General features: G+C 56.0%; 13 protein-coding genes and 3 rRNA genes. 13 read left to right on the top strand and 3 right to left on the bottom strand.

Features of this window, described 5'->3' with window-relative positions; all coding sequences use genetic code 11:
* Positions 1 to 4 precede the first annotated feature (4 nt).
* The 5 genes from hemE (at position 5) to ACMGGQ_RS22295 (ending at position 3,545) form a co-directional block, all read left to right on the top strand.
* Positions 5 to 1,069, top strand: a complete 1,065-nt coding sequence (gene hemE / locus ACMGGQ_RS22275; protein WP_024908252.1) for a uroporphyrinogen decarboxylase — start codon at positions 5 to 7, stop codon at positions 1,067 to 1,069.
* Between the two features lie 9 nt (positions 1,070 to 1,078).
* Positions 1,079 to 1,750, top strand: a complete 672-nt coding sequence (gene nfi / locus ACMGGQ_RS22280; protein WP_021242964.1) for a deoxyribonuclease V — start codon at positions 1,079 to 1,081, stop codon at positions 1,748 to 1,750.
* 41 nt (positions 1,751 to 1,791) lie between these two features.
* Entirely contained in the window at positions 1,792 to 2,382 is a 591-nt protein-coding gene (locus ACMGGQ_RS22285; protein ID WP_008503468.1) for a YjaG family protein, read from the top strand.
* A 186-nt stretch (positions 2,383 to 2,568) separates the two neighbouring features.
* The gene (gene hupA, locus ACMGGQ_RS22290; RefSeq protein WP_002445246.1) at positions 2,569 to 2,841 is read left to right on the top strand and encodes a nucleoid-associated protein HU-alpha; all 273 of its coding nucleotides are present in this window, start codon (positions 2,569 to 2,571) and stop codon (positions 2,839 to 2,841) included.
* 11 nt (positions 2,842 to 2,852) lie between these two features.
* On the top strand, positions 2,853 to 3,545 hold the full coding sequence (locus tag ACMGGQ_RS22295) for a DUF1481 domain-containing protein (RefSeq protein WP_045909513.1): 693 nt from the start codon (positions 2,853 to 2,855) through the stop codon (positions 3,543 to 3,545).
* A 96-nt stretch (positions 3,546 to 3,641) separates the two neighbouring features.
* Here ACMGGQ_RS22295 and purD read toward each other — a convergent pair whose 3' ends face one another.
* Positions 3,642 to 4,934: a phosphoribosylamine--glycine ligase gene (purD, locus tag ACMGGQ_RS22300; protein WP_248223601.1), complete on the bottom strand. Its 1,293-nt coding sequence runs from the start codon at positions 4,932 to 4,934 to the stop codon at positions 3,642 to 3,644.
* A gap of 15 nt (positions 4,935 to 4,949) precedes the next feature.
* The gene (gene purH, locus ACMGGQ_RS22305; RefSeq protein WP_069720473.1) at positions 4,950 to 6,539 is read right to left on the bottom strand and encodes a bifunctional phosphoribosylaminoimidazolecarboxamide formyltransferase/IMP cyclohydrolase; all 1,590 of its coding nucleotides are present in this window, start codon (positions 6,537 to 6,539) and stop codon (positions 4,950 to 4,952) included.
* Between the two features lie 561 nt (positions 6,540 to 7,100).
* On the opposite strand from purH, the gene ACMGGQ_RS22310 reads away from it, so the two are divergent.
* From ACMGGQ_RS22310 to aceK, 7 genes are all read left to right on the top strand, one after another.
* Positions 7,101 to 8,642, top strand: a 16S ribosomal RNA gene (locus tag ACMGGQ_RS22310).
* A 199-nt stretch (positions 8,643 to 8,841) separates the two neighbouring features.
* A 23S ribosomal RNA gene (locus tag ACMGGQ_RS22315) occupies positions 8,842 to 11,745 on the top strand.
* 73 nt (positions 11,746 to 11,818) lie between these two features.
* Positions 11,819 to 11,934, top strand: a 5S ribosomal RNA gene (rrf, locus tag ACMGGQ_RS22320).
* Together the 16S, 23S and 5S rRNA genes form the textbook arrangement of a ribosomal RNA operon.
* Positions 11,935 to 12,109: 175 nt before the next feature.
* Positions 12,110 to 13,039: a homoserine O-acetyltransferase MetA gene (metA, locus tag ACMGGQ_RS22325; protein WP_008503405.1), complete on the top strand. Its 930-nt coding sequence runs from the start codon at positions 12,110 to 12,112 to the stop codon at positions 13,037 to 13,039.
* Between the two features lie 270 nt (positions 13,040 to 13,309).
* Positions 13,310 to 14,911 carry a malate synthase A gene (gene aceB, locus ACMGGQ_RS22330; protein ID WP_045909135.1) on the top strand — a complete coding sequence of 534 codons (1,602 nt, stop codon included), beginning with the start codon at positions 13,310 to 13,312 and terminating at the stop codon, positions 14,909 to 14,911.
* A 31-nt stretch (positions 14,912 to 14,942) separates the two neighbouring features.
* Complete coding sequence (aceA, locus tag ACMGGQ_RS22335; RefSeq protein ID WP_008503407.1) at positions 14,943 to 16,247, top strand: isocitrate lyase; 1,305 nt, start codon at positions 14,943 to 14,945, stop codon at positions 16,245 to 16,247.
* Positions 16,248 to 16,297: 50 nt separating this feature from the next.
* Positions 16,298 to 18,034 carry a bifunctional isocitrate dehydrogenase kinase/phosphatase gene (gene aceK / locus ACMGGQ_RS22340; protein ID WP_420290520.1) on the top strand — a complete coding sequence of 579 codons (1,737 nt, stop codon included), beginning with the start codon at positions 16,298 to 16,300 and terminating at the stop codon, positions 18,032 to 18,034.
* A gap of 37 nt (positions 18,035 to 18,071) precedes the next feature.
* On the opposite strand, the gene iclR is transcribed toward aceK, so the two are convergent.
* Positions 18,072 to 18,899, bottom strand: coding sequence for a glyoxylate bypass operon transcriptional repressor IclR (gene iclR, locus ACMGGQ_RS22345; RefSeq protein WP_074180457.1), 828 nt, complete (start codon positions 18,897 to 18,899; stop codon positions 18,072 to 18,074).
* A gap of 193 nt (positions 18,900 to 19,092) precedes the next feature.
* On the opposite strand from iclR, the gene metH reads away from it, so the two are divergent.
* A complete protein-coding gene (gene metH, locus ACMGGQ_RS22350; protein ID WP_420290521.1) occupies positions 19,093 to 22,776 on the top strand; it encodes a methionine synthase in 3,684 nt (1,227 codons plus the stop codon).
* Positions 22,777 to 22,850: the final 74 nt, after the last annotated feature.

A 22,850-nucleotide genomic window follows, 5' to 3' on the forward strand; every position in this document is an offset into this window, starting at 1 on the left:
AAAAATGACCGAACTGAAGAACGATCGTTATCTGCGTGCGCTGCTGCGACAGCCCGTTGATGTCACCCCGGTGTGGATGATGCGCCAGGCGGGACGCTATCTGCCAGAATACAAAGCCACGCGCGCGCAGGCGGGCGATTTTATGTCGCTGTGCAAAAACGCCGAGCTGGCCTGTGAAGTGACGCTCCAGCCGCTGCGCCGCTTCCCGCTGGATGCGGCGATCCTCTTCTCGGATATTCTGACCATTCCGGATGCCATGGGCCTTGGCCTGTACTTTGAAACGGGTGAAGGCCCGCGTTTCACCTCTCCGATTAAAAGCAAAGCCGACGTGGACAAGCTGCCGATCCCCGATCCGGAAGGCGAGCTGGGCTACGTGATGAACGCCGTGCGCACCATTCGCCGCGAGCTGAAAGGCGAAGTGCCGCTGATTGGCTTCTCCGGCAGCCCGTGGACGCTGGCGACCTATATGGTGGAAGGGGGCAGCAGCAAAGCCTTCACCCTGATTAAAAAGATGATGTACGCCGAGCCGCTGGCCCTGCATGCGCTGCTAGACAAGCTGGCGAAGAGCGTCACGCTCTATCTGAACGCGCAGATTAAGGCGGGTGCGCAGTCGGTGATGATTTTCGACACCTGGGGCGGCGTGCTGACCGGCCGCGATTATCAGCAGTTCTCCCTGTACTACATGCATAAAATCGTCGACGGCCTGCTGCGTGAAAACGAAGGTCGCCGCGTGCCGGTGACGCTGTTCACCAAAGGTGGCGGCCAGTGGCTGGAAGCGATGGCGGCCACCGGCTGCGACGCGCTGGGTCTCGACTGGACCACCGATATTGCCGATGCCCGCCGCCGCGTGGGCGACAAAGTGGCGCTGCAGGGCAATATGGACCCGTCCATGCTCTATGCGCCGCCTGCCCGCATTGAAGAAGAAGTGTCGACTATACTGTCTGGTTTCGGCCAGGGGGAAGGCCACGTCTTTAACCTCGGCCACGGTATTCATCAGGATGTACCGCCAGAGCACGCAGGCGTATTTGTGGAGGCGGTGCATCGGCTTTCTGCCCAGTATCACAAGTAAGGAGTCGTTATGGATCTCGCGTCGCTACGCGCTCAACAAATCGAACTGGCCTCATCGGTGATCCGCGAGGATCGTCTGGATAAGGATCCTCCGCAGTACATTGGCGGAGCAGACGTCGGGTTCGAGCAGGGTGGGGACGTGACGCGAGCGGCGATGGTGGTACTGAAGTACCCTTCGCTCGAGCTGGTGGAGTACAAGGTCGCGCGTATTGCCACCACCATGCCCTATATTCCCGGCTTTCTCTCCTTTCGCGAATATCCCGCGCTGCTGGCCGCGTGGGAGCAGCTCTCGCAAAAACCTGACCTGCTGTTTGTCGATGGGCACGGGATCTCACACCCGCGCCGCTTAGGCGTTGCCAGCCACTTTGGGCTGCTGGTGGATGTGCCGACCATTGGCGTTGCCAAGAAACGCCTGTGCGGCGCGTTTGAGCCACTCTCCGCTGAGCCGGGGGCGCTGGCGCCGCTCATCCATAAGGGCGAGCAGCTGGCGTGGGTCTGGCGCAGCAAGGCTCGCTGTAATCCACTGTTCATCGCCACCGGCCATCGGGTGAGCATGGACAGCGCCCTGGCGTGGGTACAGCGCTGCATGAAGGGCTACCGCTTACCGGAGCCGACGCGCTGGGCTGACGCGGTGGCCTCTTCGCGTCCGGCTTTTGTTCGTTGGCAGGAAATTCAGCGATGATTCAGGTAAACTGCGCCTAATTTTCGATTCGAGAGATCATCATGCTACAAAACCCGATTCACCTGCGCCTTGAAAAGCTGGAAAGCTGGCAGCACGTCACCTTTATGGCTTGCCTGTGCGAGCGCATGTATCCCAACTATGCCGCGTTCTGCAAGCAGACGGGCTTTGGTGATGGCCATATCTACCGCCGCATTCTGGATCTCATCTGGGAAACGCTGACGGTGAAAGACGCGAAGGTGAATTTCGACTCTCAGCTCGAAAAGCTGGAAGAGGCGATTCCGGTGGCGGATGATTTTGACCTGTACGGCGTCTACCCGGCAATTGATGCCTGTGTGGCGTTAAGCGAATTGCTCCACTCCCGCCTGAGCGGTGAGACGCTGGAGCACGCTATCGAAGTCAGTAAGGCCTCTATCACTACCGTGGCGATGCTGGAAATGACCCAGGAAGGTCGCGAAATGACCGACGAAGAGCTGCGCGCAAACCCGGCCGTTGAGCAAGAATGGGATATCCAGTGGGAAATTTTCCGCCTGCTGGCAGAGTGTGAAGAACGCGATATTGAACTGATAAAAGGGCTGCGTGCGGACTTACGTGAGGCCGGCGAGAGTAATATTGGTATAATTTTTAACCAATGAGATAAGAAAACTTGAGATAACGCCCGTTTTGTCGCTCCTCGACTCTTCCCTTTCGCCCCTTGTCTGGTCTACATTTGGGGGGCGAAAAAAAGTGGCTATCGGTGCGTGTATGCAGGAGAGTGCTTTTTTGGCATTTTCGTCGCACTCGATGCTTAGCAAGCGATAAACACATTGAAAGGATAACTTATGAACAAGACTCAACTGATTGATGTAATTGCGGACAAGGCTGATCTGTCTAAAGTGCAGGCTAAAGCTGCTCTGGAATCTACCCTGGCTGCTATTACTGAGTCTCTGAAAGAAGGCGATGCTGTACAACTGGTTGGTTTCGGTACCTTCAAAGTGAACCACCGCGCTGAGCGTACTGGCCGCAACCCGCAGACCGGTAAAGAAATCAAAATCGCCGCAGCGAACGTGCCGGCATTTGTTTCTGGTAAAGCACTGAAAGACGCAGTTAAGTAAGACGCGTGGCAGTGAACAGTTTTAGCGAAGGGGCGGCAACGCCCCTTTTGTCTTTCTGGCGCGGAACGCTCGCGCTGGCAGGCATGCTGCTGCTGTCAGCCTGTAGCCACGACACCGCTTTGCCGCCGTTTACCGCCAGCGGCTACGCGGACAACCAGGGCGCGGTCAGGATCTGGCGTAAAGATTCCGGCGGCGAAGTGCATCTGCTTTCTGCCTTCAGCCCGTGGCATAGCGGCAATACGTCGACGGCGGAGTATCGCTGGCAGGGAGATGACCTGTCGCTGATTGAGCTGAACGTCTACAGCAAGACCCCCGAACACGTGAAAGTGCGTTTTGACGACCATGGCGAGCTGAGCTTTATGCAGCGCGAAGTCAGCGGTCAAAAACAGCAGCTTTCCAGCGATCAAATCGCCCTCTACCGTTACCGTGCCGAACAAATCCGCCAGACCAGCGATGCGCTTCGTCTGGGACGCGTCGTGCTGCGCCAGGGGCGCTGGCATAACGACGGGACGGTGACGACCTGCGAAGGGCAAACGGTCAAGCCTGAGCTCGAGTCCTGGGCGACCGAACACATTCAACGCCGTCAGCGTCATTCATCAATGGAAGTGAGTGTGGCGTGGCTTGAGGCGCCGGAAGGTTCTCAATTGCTATTGGTGGCGAACGAAGACTTCTGCACCTGGCAGCCAACAGAGAAGAGTTTCTGAGTTCTGTGAATTAAGCCGGATGGCGCTGACGCTTATCCGGCCTACGAACGATCCCCTCTCCCCATGGGAGAGGGTTAGGGTGAGGGCGAGGAGGAATTACTCCCCCTGCTCGCGCGCAATCGCGCGATAGCCGATATCCTGACGGCTAAAGCTACCGTTCCAGTGAATATCCGCCATCAGCGCATAGGCGCGCTTCTGCGCTTCTGCCACGGTATGGCCCAGCGCGGTTGCACACAGCACGCGGCCGCCGTTGGTCAGAACGCGATCGTCCTCAGCCAGCTTCGTACCGGCGTGGAACACCTTCGCACCTTCCCTCTCTTCCAGCGGCAGACCGTGGATTTCATCTCCGGTGCTGTAGTTGCCAGGATAACCACCCGCAGCAATCACCACGCCGAGAGACGCACGCTCGTCCCACTCGGAGGTTTTCTCGCCCAGCTTGCCATCGCAGGCTGCCAGGCACAGATCCACCAGATCGGATTTCATGCGCAGCATGATTGGCTGCGTTTCCGGATCGCCAAAGCGGCAGTTGAATTCGATGACCTTAGGGTTACCCTGCTTGTCGATCATCAGACCTGCGTAAAGGAAACCGGTGTAGGTATTCCCTTCTGCTGCCATTCCCTTCACGGTAGGCCAGATGATGCGATCCATGGTGCGCTGGTGGACGTCGTCAGTCACGACCGGAGCAGGGGAGTAAGCGCCCATCCCGCCGGTGTTAGGACCCGTGTCGCCATTACCCACACGCTTGTGATCCTGGCTGGTGGCCATCGGCAGAACGTGCTCGCCGTCGACCATGACGATAAAGCTCGCCTCTTCACCGTCGAGGAACTCTTCAATCACGATGCGGTGGCCCGCATCGCCAAAGGCGTTACCTGCCAGCATGTCCTGAACCGCGGCTTCGGCTTCGTCGAGCGTCATCGCGACGATCACGCCTTTACCGGCGGCCAGACCGTCGGCCTTGATAACAATCGGCGCCCCCTTCTCACGTAAGTAGGCCAAAGCAGGCTCCACTTCAGTGAAATTCTGATATTCCGCCGTCGGGATGTTATGACGCGCGAGGAAATCTTTGGTGAAGGCTTTGGAGCCTTCCAGCTGCGCGGCGCCTTCCGTTGGGCCGAAGATTTTCAGGCCCGCTGCGCGGAACGCATCCACCACGCCAATCACCAGCGGCGCTTCCGGGCCCACAATCGTCAGGTCGATTTTCTCGCTCTGGGCAAAACTCAGCAGCGCCGGAATGTCGGTCACGCCGATAGCCACGTTCTGCAGCGCGGGTTCCAGTGCGGTACCGGCGTTGCCCGGTGCCACGAAGACCGTTTTCACCAGCGGAGACTGCGCCGCTTTCCACGCCAGCGCGTGCTCGCGTCCGCCGTTACCAATCACTAATACTTTCATTTTCAGCTCCGGGAATTAATGGCGGAAGTGGCGCATGTCGGTGAAGATCATCGCGATGCCGTGTTCGTCGGCAGCGGCAATCACTTCGTCGTCGCGGATTGAACCGCCAGGCTGGATCACGCAGGTGATGCCGACAGCGGCTGCGGCGTCGATACCGTCACGGAACGGGAAGAAGGCGTCAGAGGCCATGGCGGAGCCTTTGACTTCCAGGCCTTCGTCACCTGCTTTAATACCCGCGATTTTTGCAGAGTAAACGCGGCTCATCTGGCCTGCGCCTATCCCGATGGTCATGTTCTCTTTCGCGTAGACGATGGCGTTGGATTTCACGAACTTCGCCACTTTCCAGCAGAACAGCGCGTCACGCAGTTCCTGTTCGGTCGGCTGACGTTTGGTCACCACGCGCAGGTCGGCTTCTGTCACCATACCCAGATCGCGATCCTGAACCAGCAGACCGCCGTTTACGCGTTTGAAGTCCAGGCCCGGCACGCGTTCTGCCCACTGGCCGCAAACCAGTACGCGCACGTTCTGTTTTGCCGCCGTGATTTTCAGCGCTTCCTCGGAGGCCGATGGCGCGATGATCACTTCGACAAACTGGCGGGAGATGATGGCCTGAGCCGTTTCAGCATCCAGCTCGCGGTTGAAGGCAATGATGCCACCGAACGCGGAGGTTGGGTCAGTTTTGTATGCGCGATCGTAAGCTTCCAGAATCGATGTGCTTACCGCCACGCCGCATGGATTGGCGTGCTTGACGATAACGCAGGCCGGCTCGCTGAACTCTTTCACGCATTCCAGCGCCGCGTCGGTGTCGGCAATGTTGTTATAGGAGAGCGCTTTGCCCTGCACCTGCTGAGCGGTTGCAACAGAGGCTTCTTTTACCTCTTCTTCTATATAGAAGGCCGCCTGCTGGTGGCTGTTCTCACCGTAACGCATATCCTGCTTCTTAATGAAATTCAGGTTCAGGGTGCGCGGGAAGCGGCCGGAAGGATCTTTGCTTTCACCGTGGTAAGCCGGTACCAGGCTACCGAAGTAGTTGGCGATCATGCTGTCGTACGCCGCGGTGTGTTCGAAGGCTTTGATGGCGAGGTCGAAACGCGTTTCCAGGGTCAGCGACCCTTCGTTGGCGTCCATCTCATTAATAATGGTGGTGTAATCGCTGCTCTTTACCACGATGGCGACATCTTTATGGTTCTTGGCCGCAGAGCGCACCATGGTCGGGCCGCCGATATCAATGTTCTCTACAGCATCTTCCAGAGAGCAGCCTTCGCGGGCAACGGTCTGGGCAAACGGGTAGAGGTTAACGACAACCATGTCGATCGGCGCGATGTCGTGCTGTTCCATAATGGCGTCGTCCTGGCCGCGACGGCCAAGAATACCGCCGTGGACTTTCGGATGCAGGGTTTTGACGCGTCCATCCATCATTTCCGGGAAACCGGTGTAATCGGACACTTCGGTTACCGGCAGACCTTTATCTGCTAACAGGCGAGCGGTACCGCCTGTGGAAAGCAGCTCCACACCGCGTGCAGAAAGTGCCTGAGCGAATTCGACGATACCGGCTTTATCAGAAACACTGAGCAGAGCGCGGCGGACTGGACGACGTTGTTGCATGGTAAATCCCCTGGATTTCACGATTACAGAGAGCGTTAGATGAATTTTCCTGTGAAAAACTCATCTAACACACCTGACGAGGCATCCTTGTTTAGCGCGAGCATTTTAACGAAAACGTTTGCGCAACGCTCGCACATTTTTACTTTTTCGTATCATTGTGGATAAGTCTGTGCGTAAAAAGGTATAAGGCGGGGTTTTGCTGTGGAATGCAGCAGTCAGTCATTTTTCTGTCATTTAGCGGTTGCGGCCTGCGGATAACTCCCTATAATGCGCCTCCATCGACACGGCGGATGTGAATCACTTCACACAACAAGCGGTTCGGTTGAAGAGAAAAAATCCTGAAATAACGGGTTGACTCTGAAAGAGGAAAGCGTAATATACGCCACCTCGCGACGGTGAGCGAAAGCCGCGTTGCACTGCTCTTTAACAATTTATCAGACAATCTGTGTGGGCACTCAAAGTGACATGGATTCTTAATGTCTTCGGACAATAAATGAATACCAAGTCTCTGAGTGAACATGCGTAATTCATTACGAAGTTTAATTCACGAGCATCAAACTTAAATTGAAGAGTTTGATCATGGCTCAGATTGAACGCTGGCGGCAGGCCTAACACATGCAAGTCGAGCGGCAGCGGAAAGTAGCTTGCTACTTTGCCGGCGAGCGGCGGACGGGTGAGTAATGTCTGGGAAACTGCCTGATGGAGGGGGATAACTACTGGAAACGGTAGCTAATACCGCATAACGTCGCAAGACCAAAGAGGGGGACCTTCGGGCCTCTTGCCATCAGATGTGCCCAGATGGGATTAGCTAGTAGGTGGGGTAATGGCTCACCTAGGCGACGATCCCTAGCTGGTCTGAGAGGATGACCAGCCACACTGGAACTGAGACACGGTCCAGACTCCTACGGGAGGCAGCAGTGGGGAATATTGCACAATGGGCGCAAGCCTGATGCAGCCATGCCGCGTGTATGAAGAAGGCCTTCGGGTTGTAAAGTACTTTCAGCGGGGAGGAAGGTGTTGAGGTTAATAACCTCAGCAATTGACGTTACCCGCAGAAGAAGCACCGGCTAACTCCGTGCCAGCAGCCGCGGTAATACGGAGGGTGCAAGCGTTAATCGGAATTACTGGGCGTAAAGCGCACGCAGGCGGTCTGTCAAGTCGGATGTGAAATCCCCGGGCTCAACCTGGGAACTGCATTCGAAACTGGCAGGCTAGAGTCTTGTAGAGGGGGGTAGAATTCCAGGTGTAGCGGTGAAATGCGTAGAGATCTGGAGGAATACCGGTGGCGAAGGCGGCCCCCTGGACAAAGACTGACGCTCAGGTGCGAAAGCGTGGGGAGCAAACAGGATTAGATACCCTGGTAGTCCACGCCGTAAACGATGTCGACTTGGAGGTTGTGCCCTTGAGGCGTGGCTTCCGGAGCTAACGCGTTAAGTCGACCGCCTGGGGAGTACGGCCGCAAGGTTAAAACTCAAATGAATTGACGGGGGCCCGCACAAGCGGTGGAGCATGTGGTTTAATTCGATGCAACGCGAAGAACCTTACCTACTCTTGACATCCAGAGAACTTTCCAGAGATGGATTGGTGCCTTCGGGAACTCTGAGACAGGTGCTGCATGGCTGTCGTCAGCTCGTGTTGTGAAATGTTGGGTTAAGTCCCGCAACGAGCGCAACCCTTATCCTTTGTTGCCAGCGGTTAGGCCGGGAACTCAAAGGAGACTGCCAGTGATAAACTGGAGGAAGGTGGGGATGACGTCAAGTCATCATGGCCCTTACGAGTAGGGCTACACACGTGCTACAATGGCGCATACAAAGAGAAGCGACCTCGCGAGAGCAAGCGGACCTCATAAAGTGCGTCGTAGTCCGGATTGGAGTCTGCAACTCGACTCCATGAAGTCGGAATCGCTAGTAATCGTAGATCAGAATGCTACGGTGAATACGTTCCCGGGCCTTGTACACACCGCCCGTCACACCATGGGAGTGGGTTGCAAAAGAAGTAGGTAGCTTAACCTTCGGGAGGGCGCTTACCACTTTGTGATTCATGACTGGGGTGAAGTCGTAACAAGGTAACCGTAGGGGAACCTGCGGTTGGATCACCTCCTTACCTTAAAGAACCTGCCTTTGCAGTGCTCACACAGATTGTCTGATGAATGATGAACTTCTGAATGTACTTTTGAGTGCATTAAGAAGTTTTGCTCTTTAAAAATCTGGATCAAGCTGAAAATTGAAACGACACATCTTAATGGTGTGTTCGAGTCTCTCAAATTTTCGCAATCATGAAGTGAAACATCTTCGGGTTGTGAGGTTAAGCGACTAAGCGTACACGGTGGATGCCCTGGCAGTCAGAGGCGATGAAGGACGTGCTAATCTGCGAAAAGCGCCGGCGAGGTGATATGAACCTTTGACCCGGCGATGTCCGAATGGGGAAACCCAGTGTGATTCGTCACACTATCGTTAACTGAATACATAGGTTAACGAGGCGAACCGGGGGAACTGAAACATCTAAGTACCCCGAGGAAAAGAAATCAACCGAGATTCCCCCAGTAGCGGCGAGCGAACGGGGAGCAGCCCAGAGTCTGAATCAGCTTGTGTGTTAGTGGAAGCGTCTGGAAAGTCGCACGGTACAGGGTGACAGTCCCGTACACGAAAATGCACAGGTTGTGAACTCGAAGAGTAGGGCGGGACACGTGGTATCCTGTCTGAATATGGGGGGACCATCCTCCAAGGCTAAATACTCCTGACTGACCGATAGTGAACCAGTACCGTGAGGGAAAGGCGAAAAGAACCCCGGCGAGGGGAGTGAAAAAGAACCTGAAACCGTGTACGTACAAGCAGTGGGAGCACCTTCGTGGTGTGACTGCGTACCTTTTGTATAATGGGTCAGCGACTTATATTCTGTAGCAAGGTTAACCGTATAGGGGAGCCGAAGGGAAACCGAGTCTTAACTGGGCGTTAAGTTGCAGGGTATAGACCCGAAACCCGGTGATCTAGCCATGGGCAGGTTGAAGGTTGGGTAACACTAACTGGAGGACCGAACCGACTAATGTTGAAAAATTAGCGGATGACTTGTGGCTGGGGGTGAAAGGCCAATCAAACCGGGAGATAGCTGGTTCTCCCCGAAAGCTATTTAGGTAGCGCCTCGTGAATTCATCTTCGGGGGTAGAGCACTGTTTCGGCTAGGGGGCCATCCCGGCTTACCAACCCGATGCAAACTACGAATACCGAAGAATGTTATCACGGGAGACACACGGCGGGTGCTAACGTCCGTCGTGAAGAGGGAAACAACCCAGACCGCCAGCTAAGGTCCCAAAGTCATGGTTAAGTGGGAAACGATGTGGGAAGGCACAGACAGCCAGGATGTTGGCTTAGAAGCAGCCATCATTTAAAGAAAGCGTAATAGCTCACTGGTCGAGTCGGCCTGCGCGGAAGATGTAACGGGGCTAAACCATGCACCGAAGCTGCGGCAGCGACACTATGTGTTGTTGGGTAGGGGAGCGTTCTGTAAGCCGTTGAAGGTGTGCTGTGAGGCATGCTGGAGGTATCAGAAGTGCGAATGCTGACATAAGTAACGATAAAGCGGGTGAAAAGCCCGCTCGCCGGAAGACCAAGGGTTCCTGTCCAACGTTAATCGGGGCAGGGTGAGTCGACCCCTAAGGCGAGGCCGAAAGGCGTAGTCGATGGGAAACAGGTTAATATTCCTGTACTTGGTGTTACTGCGAAGGGGGGACGGAGAAGGCTATGTTAGCCGGGCGACGGTTGTCCCGGTTTAAGCATGTAGGCGGAGGTTCCAGGTAAATCCGGTACCTTTTAACGCTGAGGTGTGATGACGAGGCACTACGGTGCTGAAGTAACAAATGCCCTGCTTCCAGGAAAAGCCTCTAAGCATCAGGTAACACGAAATCGTACCCCAAACCGACACAGGTGGTCAGGTAGAGAATACCAAGGCGCTTGAGAGAACTCGGGTGAAGGAACTAGGCAAAATGGTGCCGTAACTTCGGGAGAAGGCACGCTGATATGTAGGTGAAGCCCCTGCGGGTGGAGCTGAAATCAGTCGAAGATACCAGCTGGCTGCAACTGTTTATTAAAAACACAGCACTGTGCAAACACGAAAGTGGACGTATACGGTGTGACGCCTGCCCGGTGCCGGAAGGTTAATTGATGGGGTTAGCGGCAACGCGAAGCTCTTGATCGAAGCCCCGGTAAACGGCGGCCGTAACTATAACGGTCCTAAGGTAGCGAAATTCCTTGTCGGGTAAGTTCCGACCTGCACGAATGGCGTAATGATGGCCAGGCTGTCTCCACCCGAGACTCAGTGAAATTGAACTCGCTGTGAAGATGCAGTGTACCCGCGGCAAGACGGAAAGACCCCGTGAACCTTTACTATAGCTTGACACTGAACACTGGTCCTTGATGTGTAGGATAGGTGGGAGGCTTTGAAGTGTGGACGCCAGTCTGCATGGAGCCGTCCTTGAAATACCACCCTTTAATGGCTGGTGTTCTAACGTAGACCCGTGATCCGGGTTGCGGACAGTGTCTGGTGGGTAGTTTGACTGGGGCGGTCTCCTCCCAAAGAGTAACGGAGGAGCACGAAGGTTAGCTAATCCTGGTCGGACATCAGGAGGTTAGTGCAATGGCATAAGCTAGCTTGACTGCGAGAGTGACGGCTCGAGCAGGTGCGAAAGCAGGTCATAGTGATCCGGTGGTTCTGAATGGAAGGGCCATCGCTCAACGGATAAAAGGTACTCCGGGGATAACAGGCTGATACCGCCCAAGAGTTCATATCGACGGCGGTGTTTGGCACCTCGATGTCGGCTCATCACATCCTGGGGCTGAAGTAGGTCCCAAGGGTATGGCTGTTCGCCATTTAAAGTGGTACGCGAGCTGGGTTTAGAACGTCGTGAGACAGTTCGGTCCCTATCTGCCGTGGGCGCTGGAGAATTGAGGGGGGCTGCTCCTAGTACGAGAGGACCGGAGTGGACGCATCACTGGTGTTCGGGTTGTCATGCCAATGGCACTGCCCGGTAGCTAAATGCGGAAAAGATAAGTGCTGAAAGCATCTAAGCACGAAACTTGCCCCGAGATGAGTTCTCCCTGAGACTTTAAGTCTCCTGAAGGAACGTTGAAGACGACGACGTTGATAGGTCGGGTGTGTAAGCGCAGCGATGCGTTGAGCTAACCGATACTAATGAACCGTGAGGCTTAACCTTACAACGCCGAAGCTGTTTCGGCGAAGAGACAGACAATCAATTTTCAGCTCTGATACAGATTTAACAGAATTTGCCTGGCGGCTTTAGCGCGGTGGTCCCACCTGACCCCATGCCGAACTCAGAAGTGAAACGCCGTAGCGCCGATGGTAGTGTGGGGTCTCCCCATGTGAGAGTAGGGAACTGCCAGGCATCAATTAAGAAGAACCCCGTACCGTAAGGTGCGGGGTTTTTTGCTTTTGTTTTCTCCCTCTCCTTGAAACTTTCTCACCTTCTGCTTGCAGACTCGACATTCAAGCCATTTCTGGGTATCGTTAGCTGTCTGGATGTCTAAACGTTTATACGTATGCTGTGAGGATACAAAGCTATGCCGATTCGGGTGCAGGACGAGCTACCAGCCGTCAATTTCTTGCGTGAAGAAAATGTCTTTGTGATGACGACTTCACGTGCGACAGGTCAGGAAATTCGCCCGCTGAAGGTGCTTATTCTCAATCTGATGCCCAAAAAGATCGAAACAGAAAACCAGTTCCTGCGTCTGCTGTCGAACTCCCCGCTGCAGGTCGATATTCAACTGCTGCGAATCGACGCCCGCGAGTCACGCAATACGCCTTCTGAGCATCTGAACAACTTCTACTGCAACTTCGATGACATTCAGGGTGAAAACTTCGACGGTCTGATTGTGACCGGCGCGCCGCTGGGCCTGGTGGAATTTAACGATGTCGCTTACTGGCCGCAGATCAAACAGGTTCTGGAGTGGGCAAAAGATCACGTCACGTCCACACTGTTTGTCTGTTGGGCGGTACAAGCCGCACTGAATATTCTCTATGGCATCCCCAAGCAAACCCGCACTGAAAAGCTCTCCGGCGTATACGAACACCATATTCTCCATCCCCATGCGTTGCTGACGCGCGGGTTTGATGATTCTTTCCTGGCTCCGCATTCTCGCTACGCTGACTTCCCGGCCCAGCTGATTCGTGATTACACCGATCTGGAGATTCTGGCCGAAACGGAAGATGGGGACGCTTACCTGTTTGCCAGTAAAGATAAGCGCATTGCCTTTGTGACCGGACATCCTGAGTACGATCCGCACACCCTTGCGTCAGAGTATTTCCGTGATGTCGAAGCGGGTCTGAACCCGGATGTCCCGTACAACTATTTCCCGAAAGACGATCCGCAAAACAAACCGAGAGCGACCTGGCGCAGCCACGGGAATTTGCTTTTTACTAACTGGCTCAACTATTACGTCTACCAGATAACACCATACGATCTGCGTCACATGAATCCAACGCTGGAGTAATCGTCTGCACTAAACGATCCTAAAGCGTTTCAGCTATTCAAATCAGGCACCTTCGGGTGCCTTTTTTATTTCCGAAATGTCACTCATCATTCTTTAAAACTTTAATTTCAATAAAATCAATCAATTAATTGCAATTTATAATTAAAATGGAAATTGTTTTTGATTTTAGAAAAAATAGAGATAGTCTTAATTCTGCTGAGCGAAAACTACCCAACGATCTTTCGTTCGCATCGGGAGCGTGATTTTGGATCTTTGATGAGGAGCAGAGTAATGACTCAACAGGCAACGACGGTCGATGAACTGGCCTTTACCCAGCCGTATGGCGAGCAAGAACAGCAAGTTTTGACGGCAGAAGCGGTAGAATTTCTGACTGAACTGGTGACCCGCTTTACGCCGCAGCGCAATAAGCTGCTGGCGGCACGTATTCATCAGCAGCAGGAAATTGATAACGGCAAGTTGCCTGGTTTTATTTCGGAAACCGCTTCCATTCGCCGTGGCGAGTGGAAAATCCGCGGCATCCCTGAAGATTTACAGGATCGTCGCGTTGAGATCACCGGTCCGGTAGAGCGCAAAATGGTGATCAACGCCATGAACGCCAACGTTAAGGTCTTTATGGCTGATTTTGAAGACTCGCTGGCACCGGACTGGCGTAAGGTTATCGACGGACAGATCAACCTGCGCGATGCCGTAAACGGCACCATCAGCTATACCAACGAAGCCGGCAAAATATACCAGCTTAAACCGAACCCGGCGGTACTGATCTGTCGCGTGCGCGGGCTGCACCTGCCGGAAAAACATGTCACCTGGCGTGGTGAAGCCATTCCGGGAAGCCTGTTTGATTTTGCGCTCTATTTCTTCCACAACTATAAAGCTCTGCTGGCGAAGGGCAGCGGCCCGTATTTCTATCTGCCTAAAACGCAGGCCTGGCAGGAAGCGGCCTGGTGGAGCGAAGTCTTCAGCTATGCGGAAGATCGTTTCAATCTGCCGCGCGGCACCATCAAAGCCACCCTTTTGATTGAAACGCTGCCTGCCGTGTTCCAGATGAATGAAATTCTGCACGCCCTGCGTGACCACATTGTCGGCCTGAACTGCGGACGCTGGGACTATATTTTCAGCTACATCAAAACGCTGAAAAACTATCCCGATCGCGTACTGCCGGATCGCCAGGTCGTGACCATGGATAAACCGTTCCTGAGCGCCTACTCGCGTCTGCTGATCAAAACCTGCCACAAGCGCGGTGCCTTCGCGATGGGCGGCATGGCGGCCTTTATCCCGAGCAAAGATGCTGAGCGCAACAATCAGGTGCTCAACAAGGTTAAAGCCGACAAAGAGCTTGAAGCACGTAACGGCCATGACGGGACGTGGATCGCGCATCCGGGTCTGGCCGATACGGCGATGGACGTCTTCAACCGCGTGCTTGGCGACAATAAAAACCAGCTGTTTGTCACGCGTGAAGATGATGCCCCAACGGCTGAAGAACAGCTGCTGGCCCCATGCGCGGGCGAACGGACGGAAGAGGGGATGCGGGCCAATATCCGCGTTGCGGTGCAGTACATCGAAGCGTGGATCTCCGGCAACGGCTGCGTGCCGATCTACGGCCTGATGGAAGATGCTGCGACGGCGGAGATCTCACGTACCTCTATCTGGCAGTGGATCCACCATCAAAAAACGCTCAGCAACGGCAAGCCGGTGACCAAATCCCTGTTCCGCCAGATGCTGGCCGAAGAGATGAGGGTGATCCAGGACGAGTTGGGCGAACACCGCTTCAGCAGCGGACGCTTTGACGACGCTGCGCGCCTGATGGAGCAAATCACCACATCAGATGACTTAATCGACTTCCTGACCCTGCCGGGCTACCGCTTCCTGGCGTAACTCACCACATAACAATATGGAGCATCTGCACATGAAAACCCGTACCCAACAAATCGAAGAATTAAAGAAAGAGTGGACACAACCTCGCTGGGAAGGCATCCGCCGTCCGTACAGCGCGGAGGACGTGGTGAAATTACGCGGCTCGGTCAATCCGGAATGCACGCTGGCGCAAAATGGCGCGGCTAAAATGTGGAAGCTGCTGCACGGTGGCTCTAAAAAGGGCTACATCAACAGCCTCGGTGCGCTGACCGGCGGTCAGGCTCTGCAGCAGGCGAAGGCCGGTATTGAGGCTATCTACCTCTCCGGCTGGCAGGTGGCGGCGGACGCCAACCTGGCCTCCAGCATGTACCCGGATCAGTCGCTCTATCCGGCTAACTCCGTGCCGTCGGTCGTGGATCGGATCAACAACACCTTCCGTCGTGCGGATCAGATCCAGTGGGCGGCGGGCATCGAACCTAACGATCCGCGCTTTATTGACTATTTCCTGCCGATCGTTGCAGATGCGGAAGCGGGCTTCGGCGGCGTGCTGAACGCCTTTGAGCTGATGAAATCGATGATTGAAGCCGGTGCAGCGGCCGTTCACTTCGAAGATCAGCTGGCGTCAGTGAAGAAGTGCGGACATATGGGCGGGAAGGTGCTGGTTCCCACACAGGAAGCGGTTCAGAAGCTGGTTGCCGCGCGTCTGGCTGCTGACGTGCTCGGCGTGCCGACGCTGGTCATTGCCCGTACCGATGCCGACGCGGCTGACCTGATCACCTCTGACTGCGATCCGTACGACAGCGAGTTCATCACCGGCGAGCGCACCAGTGAAGGTTTCTATCGTACCCACGCGGGTATCGAGCAGGCGATCAGCCGCGGTCTGGCGTACGCGCCGTACGCGGATCTGGTCTGGTGTGAAACGTCCACGCCGGATCTGGCGCTGGCAAAACGCTTTGCTGATGCCATTCATGCGAAGTACCCGGGCAAACTGCTGGCCTACAACTGCTCGCCGTCCTTCAACTGGCAGAAAAAGCTGGATGACAAAACGATCGCCAGCTTCCAGCAGCAGCTGTCCGACATGGGCTACAAATACCAGTTCATTACTCTGGCAGGCATCCACAGCATGTGGTTCAACATGTTCGACCTGGCGCACGCCTATGCGCAGGGTGAGGGCATGAAGCACTACGTTGAGAAGGTGCAGCAGCCAGAATTTGCGGCGGGCAAAGATGGCTACACCTTCGTCTCTCACCAGCAGGAAGTGGGCACCGGCTACTTTGATAATGTGACCACGATTATTCAGGGCGGCACCTCCTCCGTCACCGCCTTGACGGGTTCAACGGAAGAAGCACAGTTCTAATCTTTTCCCCTCTCCCCCCTGGGGAGAGGGTTGGTGGTGAGGGGGAATATATGTCGCGTGGCCTGGAATTACTGATTGCCCAAACTATTTTGCAGGGCTTCGATGCCCAGTATGGTCGTTTTCTTGAAGTGACCTCCGGCGCGCAGCAGCGCTTCGAACACGCAGACTGGCATGCGGTTCAGCAGGCCATGAAGCAGCGTATCCATCTTTATGACCACCACGTGGGTCTGGTGGTGGAGCAGTTGCGCTGTATTACCGACGGTAAAAGTCCGGACGCGGAATTTTTACTGCGCGTAAAAGAGCATTACACCCATTTGTTACCCGACTACCCGCGCTTCGAGATTGCGGAGAGCTTTTTCAACTCCGTCTATTGCCGGTTATTTGACCACCGCTCATTATCTCCTGAGCGGTTATTTATCTTCAGCTCCCAGCCCGAGCGACGCTTTCGTACCATTCCGCGTCCGCTGGCGAAAGATTTCTTCCCCGATCGCGGATGGGAAAAGCTCCTGCACCGCGTGCTTACAGATCTGCCTCTGCGCCTGCCCTGGGAGAATAAAACCCGGGATATCGGGTATATCCACGCCCATCTCAATGAAGCCTTCGGCGCGGAGGTGCTCAACCACAGCCATTTGCAGGTGGCCAACGAGCTTTTCTACCGCAATAAAGCCGCCTGGCTGGTGGGCAAACTGGTTACGACGACGGCCATTGTGCCGTTTCTGCTGCCCATTCACCGCACCGACGGCGGGGAACTGTTTGTCGATACCTGCCTGACCACCAGCGCCGAGGCCAGCATCGTGTTTGGCTTCGCCCGCTCCTATTTTATGGTCTATGCACCGTTACCTGCCGCGCTGGTGGAGTGGCTGCGCGAGATCCTGCCGGGCAAAACCACCGCCGAGCTGTATATGGCTATTGGCTGCCAGAAGCACGCTAAAACGGAAAGCTACCGGGAATACCTGCGTTATGTCACTACCGCTGATGAGCAGTTTATCGAAGCGCCCGGCATTCGCGGCATGGTGATGCTGGTGTTTACGCTGCCGGGCTTTGACCGGGTCTTTAAGGTAATTAAGGACAGATTCGCGCCGCAGAAAGAGATGACCGCCGCGCACGTCCGCGCATGCTACCAGCTGGTTAAGGAGCATGACCGCGTCGGGCGCATGGCGGATACTCAGGAATTCGAAAACTTTGTGCTGGATAAGCAGCAGATCGATCCGGCACTCATGGCGCTTTTATTGCAGGAAGCACCTGCCAAAATCACCGATCTTGGCGACAAGATCGCCATCAGCCATCTCTATATTGAACGACGCATGGTGCCGCTGAATATCTGGCTGGAGCAGTCCGAAGGTCAGGCTTTAAGAGATGCGATTGAAGAGTACGGCAACGCGATTCGCCAGCTTGCCGCCGCCAACATCTTCCCGGGCGATATGCTGTTTAAAAACTTCGGCGTCACCCGTCACGGTCGGGTGGTGTTCTACGATTACGACGAAATTTGCTACATGACCGAGGTAAACTTCCGCGATATCCCACCGCCCCGCTACCCGGAAGATGAGCTTTCCAGCGAGCCGTGGTACAGCGTTTCGCCGGGCGATGTGTTTCCCGAAGAGTTTCGCCACTGGCTGTGCGCCGATCCGCGCATCGGGCCGCTATTCGAAGAGATGCATGCCGATCTGTTTCGCGCCAGTTACTGGCGCGGACTGCAAACGCGGATCAAAAATGGGCATGTCGAAGATGTGTATGCATACCGCCGCAAGCAGCGGTTTTGCATCAGGTTTTCAGAGGGCATCATGTAGGCCGGGTAAGGCGAAGCCGCCACCCGGCAATGCATGCTTAACGAATCCCACCGTACGCCAGCGTCACCTCTTTCGCCGCTTTAATCACCAGCGCACCCAGCTCAGTGACCCGATCGTCGGTCATACGCGAAATCGGCCCGGAGATAGAGATGGCGGCAAACGGCTCGCGGTGCTCGTCAAAAATACAGGCTGCGATACAGCGCAGGCCGAGGGCGTGCTCCTCGTCGTCAAACGAATAGCCGCGTTTGCGGGTCAGGGCCAGATCTTCTTTCAGATGCACCGGCGAAACCAGCGTGGCGTGGGTATAGGCGTGCAGCCCTTTACGGTGCAGCAGCCCCGTCACCTGCTCCTCGCTCAGCTGCGAGAGAAATGCTTTCCCCGCCCCGGACGCGTGCATCGGCAGCTTACCGCCAATTGGCGCGGACATGCGCATCAGCTGCGTGCACTGTACCTGGTCGATGATAATCGCCTGGTGATCGCTCTGGTCCAGCACCGCCAGGTTTACGGTCTCTCCGGACTCCTCCATCAGCTTGCGCAGAATCGGGTGCACAATCGCCAGCAGGTTGCGGCTCTGCAGGAAGCTGCTGCCCACGATAAACGCATGCGCGCCTACCGCCCAGTGCCCCAGCTCGCCCACCTGGCGGACAAAACCCAGCTGCTGCATGGTGGTCAGCAGGCGGTGTGTTGTGGAGTTCGGCAGGCCAGCCTGCTGGGCCAGCTCCGTCAGGGCCACGCTGCTGTGCGACTCGGCTATCCACTCCAGCAGCTTCAGACCGCGCGTGAGCGATTGAACCTGTCCGCCCTGTTGTGCAGCGGTGGTGGCAGCAGGTTTTCTGCCGCGTTTAGCGGGAACGGTCGCGACCATGACGATCTCCTTTTTCTGTATCGTGGAAATCATTTTCGTTTTATTTGGTGAATTTGCAACCGTTATCCTGACTGATCGGAGGAGTGATGGTGAACATGTCTCATGTTACCGCTGAGCGGCTTTTCCACCCTGCGAGATTGTGCCAGTATGGAACGCAGCCTTTTGGCCTTGTTGAGCGTTGTCGGGAGCAAGTGTGAGCAGCAAAGTAGAGCAACTGCGTGCGCAGTTAAATGAACGAATTCTGGTGCTGGACGGCGGCATGGGCACCATGATCCAGGGCTATCGCCTGAGTGAAGATGATTTCCGCGGCGAACGCTTTGCCGACTGGCCCTGCGACCTGAAAGGGAACAACGACCTGCTGGTGCTCAGCAAGCCGTCCGTTATTAAGGATATCCACAACGCCTACTTCGAAGCGGGTGCGGATATCGTTGAAACCAACACCTTTAACTCGACAACCATCGCCATGGCGGATTACCAGATGGAATCCCTGTCGGCGGAAATCAACTTTGAAGCCGCGAAGCTGGCGCGCGCCTGCGCCGACGAGTGGACGGCCCGCACGCCGGATAAACCGCGCTACGTTGCCGGGGTGCTTGGCCCGACGAACCGCACCGCGTCGATTTCACCGGATGTCAACGACCCGGCGTTTCGTAATATCACCTTTGACCAGCTGGTTGCGGCCTACCGGGAATCGACCAAAGCGCTGGTGGAAGGTGGTTCCGATCTGATCCTGATTGAAACCGTCTTCGATACCCTCAACGCCAAAGCCGCGATTTACGCGGTGAAAGAGGAGTTCGAGGCGCTGGGCGTTGACCTGCCGATCATGATTTCCGGCACCATCACCGACGCCTCTGGCCGTACCCTGTCCGGCCAGACCACCGAAGCGTTTTATAACTCCCTGCGCCACGCCGACGCGCTCTCCTTCGGCCTGAACTGCGCGCTGGGCCCGGATGAACTGCGCCAGTACGTGCAGGAGCTGTCGCGCATCGCGGAATGCTACGTCACCGCGCACCCGAACGCCGGTCTGCCAAATGCCTTCGGTGAATACGATCTGGATGCCGACACCATGGCGGCACAAATCCGCGAGTGGGCCGAGTCTGGCTTTCTGAACATCGTCGGCGGCTGCTGCGGCACCACGCCGGAGCATATCGCCGCCATGAGCAATGCCGTCGCCGGGCTGCCGCCACGCAGGCTGCCCGAACTGCCGGTTGCCTGTCGCCTCTCCGGCCTTGAGCCGTTGACCATTGGTGAAGACAGCCTGTTTGTGAACGTGGGTGAGCGTACGAACGTCACCGGTTCCGCGAAGTTTAAACGCCTGATCAAAGAAGAGAAGTACAGCGAAGCGCTGGACGTTGCCCGCCAGCAGGTGGAAAGCGGCGCGCAGATTATCGATATCAACATGGATGAGGGGATGCTCGACGCCGAAGCGGCGATGGTGCGTTTCCTCAACCTGATTGCCGGTGAGCCGGACATCGCCCGCGTGCCGATCATGATCGACTCCTCCAAATGGGACGTGATCGAGAAGGGGCTGAAGTGCATTCAGGGTAAAGGCATCGTCAACTCCATCTCCATGAAAGAGGGCGTTGATGTCTTCATCCACCACGCGAAGAGGGTCCGCCGCTACGGTGCCGCCGTGGTGGTCATGGCCTTCGACGAAGTGGGCCAGGCCGATACCCGCGCGCGTAAAATTGAGATTTGCCGCCGCGCGTACAAAATACTGACCGAAGAGGTGGGCTTCCCGCCGGAAGACATCATCTTTGACCCGAACATCTTCGCCGTGGCGACCGGCATCGAAGAGCACAATAACTACGCCCAGGACTTTATCGGCGCGTGCGAGGACATTAAGCGCGAGCTGCCGCATGCCCTCATCTCCGGCGGCGTGTCGAACGTCTCGTTCTCGTTCCGCGGTAACGACCCGGTGCGTGAAGCGATCCACGCCGTGTTCCTCTACTACGCCATCCGCAACGGGATGGACATGGGGATCGTTAACGCCGGCCAGCTGGCGATTTACGACGACCTGCCTGCCGAGCTGCGCGATGCCGTAGAGGACGTGATCCTTAACCGCCGCGACGACGCCACCGAACGGCTGCTGGACCTGGCGGAGAAATACCGCGGCAGCAAGTCGGATGACGCAGCCAATGTTCAGCAGGCCGAGTGGCGTGCCTGGGACGTGAAAAAGCGTCTGGAATATTCGCTGGTAAAAGGCATCACCGAGTTTATCGAGCAGGACACCGAAGAGGCGCGTCAGCTGTCAGCCCGCCCGATTGAAGTGATCGAAGGGCCGCTGATGGACGGCATGAACGTGGTGGGCGATCTATTCGGTGAAGGCAAAATGTTCCTGCCGCAGGTGGTGAAATCCGCCCGCGTGATGAAGCAGGCCGTGGCGTACCTGGAGCCGTTTATCGAGGCCAGCAAAGAGAAAGGCTCCAGCAACGGCAAGATGGTCATCGCCACCGTCAAGGGCGACGTGCACGACATCGGCAAGAATATCGTCGGCGTGGTGCTGCAGTGTAATAACTACGAGATTATCGACCTCGGCGTGATGGTCCCGGCGGATAAAATCCTCAAGACCGCGCGCGAAGTGAATGCCGATTTGATTGGCCTCTCCGGGCTGATCACCCCGTCGCTGGACGAGATGGTTAACGTGGCGAAGGAGATGGAGCGTCAGGGCTTCACCATTCCGCTGCTGATTGGTGGCGCGACCACTTCTAAAGCGCACACGGCAGTGAAAATCGAGCAGAACTACAGCGGGCCGACGGTGTACGTGCAGAACGCCTCGCGTACGGTGGGCGTGGTCTCCGCGCTGCTCTCTGACACCCAGCGCGACGAGTTTGTTGAGCGCACCCGCAAAGAGTACGAAACCGTTCGCATCCAGCACGGGCGCAAGAAACCGCGTACCCCGCCAGTTTCACTCCAGGCGGCACGCGATAACGATCTGGCGTTTGACTGGTCGAGCTATACGCCGCCGGTCGCGCACCGCCTGGGCGTTCAGGAGGTCAGCGCCAGCATTGAAACGCTGCGCAACTACATCGACTGGACGCCGTTCTTTATGACCTGGTCGCTCGCGGGCAAATATCCCCGCATCCTGGAAGATGAGGTGGTAGGTGAGGAGGCGAAACGCCTGTTTAAAGATGCTAACGACATGCTCGACAGGCTGAGTGCGGAGAAAACCCTTAACCCGCGCGGCGTCGTGGGCCTGTTCCCGGCTAACCGTGTGGGTGACGACATCGAAATTTACCGCGATGAAACTCGCACCCACATACTGGCGGTCAGCCGCCATCTGCGTCAGCAAACCGAGAAAGTGGGCTTTGCCAACTACTGCCTGGCCGATTTTGTCGCGCCGAAGCTGAGCGGTAAAGCCGACTATATTGGCGCCTTTGCCGTGACCGGCGGTCTGGAAGAAGATGCGCTGGCGGACGCGTTCGAAGCGCAGCACGACGATTACAATAAAATCATGGTGAAAGCGATAGCCGACCGCCTGGCGGAAGCCTTCGCCGAGTACCTGCACGAGCGCGTGCGTAAGGTGCACTGGGGCTACGCGGCGAATGAAAACCTCAGCAACGAGGAGCTGATCCGCGAAAACTACCAGGGGATTCGTCCGGCACCGGGCTATCCGGCCTGCCCGGAGCACACCGAAAAGGGCACGATCTGGCAACTGTTGGACGTCGAAGCCCATACCGGGATGAAGCTCACCGAGTCGTTCGCCATGTGGCCGGGTGCGTCAGTTTCAGGCTGGTACTTCAGTCATCCGGACAGCAAGTACTTTGCCGTGGCGCAGCTGCAGCGCGATCAGATTGAAGATTATGCCCTGCGCAAAGGCATGAGCGTATCAGAAGTCGAGCGCTGGCTGGCCCCGAACTTAGGCTACGACGCCGACTAACGTCACTTTTCCTTACAACAAACAAGGCACCTCAAGGGTGCCTTGTCTCTTTCTTACGCTTAACCCCTTATACT

It is taken from the genome of Enterobacter sp. BNK-13, from assembly GCF_048685015.1.
Classification (GTDB): domain Bacteria; phylum Pseudomonadota; class Gammaproteobacteria; order Enterobacterales; family Enterobacteriaceae; genus Enterobacter; species Enterobacter quasiroggenkampii.

Bases quoted from the DNA above. Each gene is read 5' to 3' on its own strand.
- aceA (WP_008503407.1), top strand. From the start codon at position 14,943: ATGAAAACCCGTACCCAACAAATCGAAGAATTAAAGAAAGAGTGGACA.
- aceB (WP_045909135.1), top strand. From the start codon at position 13,310: ATGACTCAACAGGCAACGACGGTCGATGAACTGGCCTTTACCCAGCCG.
- purH (WP_069720473.1), bottom strand. From the start codon at position 6,539: ATGCAACAACGTCGTCCAGTCCGCCGCGCTCTGCTCAGTGTTTCTGAT.
- nfi (WP_021242964.1), top strand. From the start codon at position 1,079: ATGGATCTCGCGTCGCTACGCGCTCAACAAATCGAACTGGCCTCATCG.
- aceK (WP_420290520.1), top strand. From the start codon at position 16,298: ATGTCGCGTGGCCTGGAATTACTGATTGCCCAAACTATTTTGCAGGGC.
- hemE (WP_024908252.1), top strand. From the start codon at position 5: ATGACCGAACTGAAGAACGATCGTTATCTGCGTGCGCTGCTGCGACAG.
- metA (WP_008503405.1), top strand. From the start codon at position 12,110: ATGCCGATTCGGGTGCAGGACGAGCTACCAGCCGTCAATTTCTTGCGT.
- purD (WP_248223601.1), bottom strand. From the start codon at position 4,934: ATGAAAGTATTAGTGATTGGTAACGGCGGACGCGAGCACGCGCTGGCG.
- iclR (WP_074180457.1), bottom strand. From the start codon at position 18,899: ATGGTCGCGACCGTTCCCGCTAAACGCGGCAGAAAACCTGCTGCCACC.
- ACMGGQ_RS22285 (WP_008503468.1), top strand. From the start codon at position 1,792: ATGCTACAAAACCCGATTCACCTGCGCCTTGAAAAGCTGGAAAGCTGG.
- hupA (WP_002445246.1), top strand. From the start codon at position 2,569: ATGAACAAGACTCAACTGATTGATGTAATTGCGGACAAGGCTGATCTG.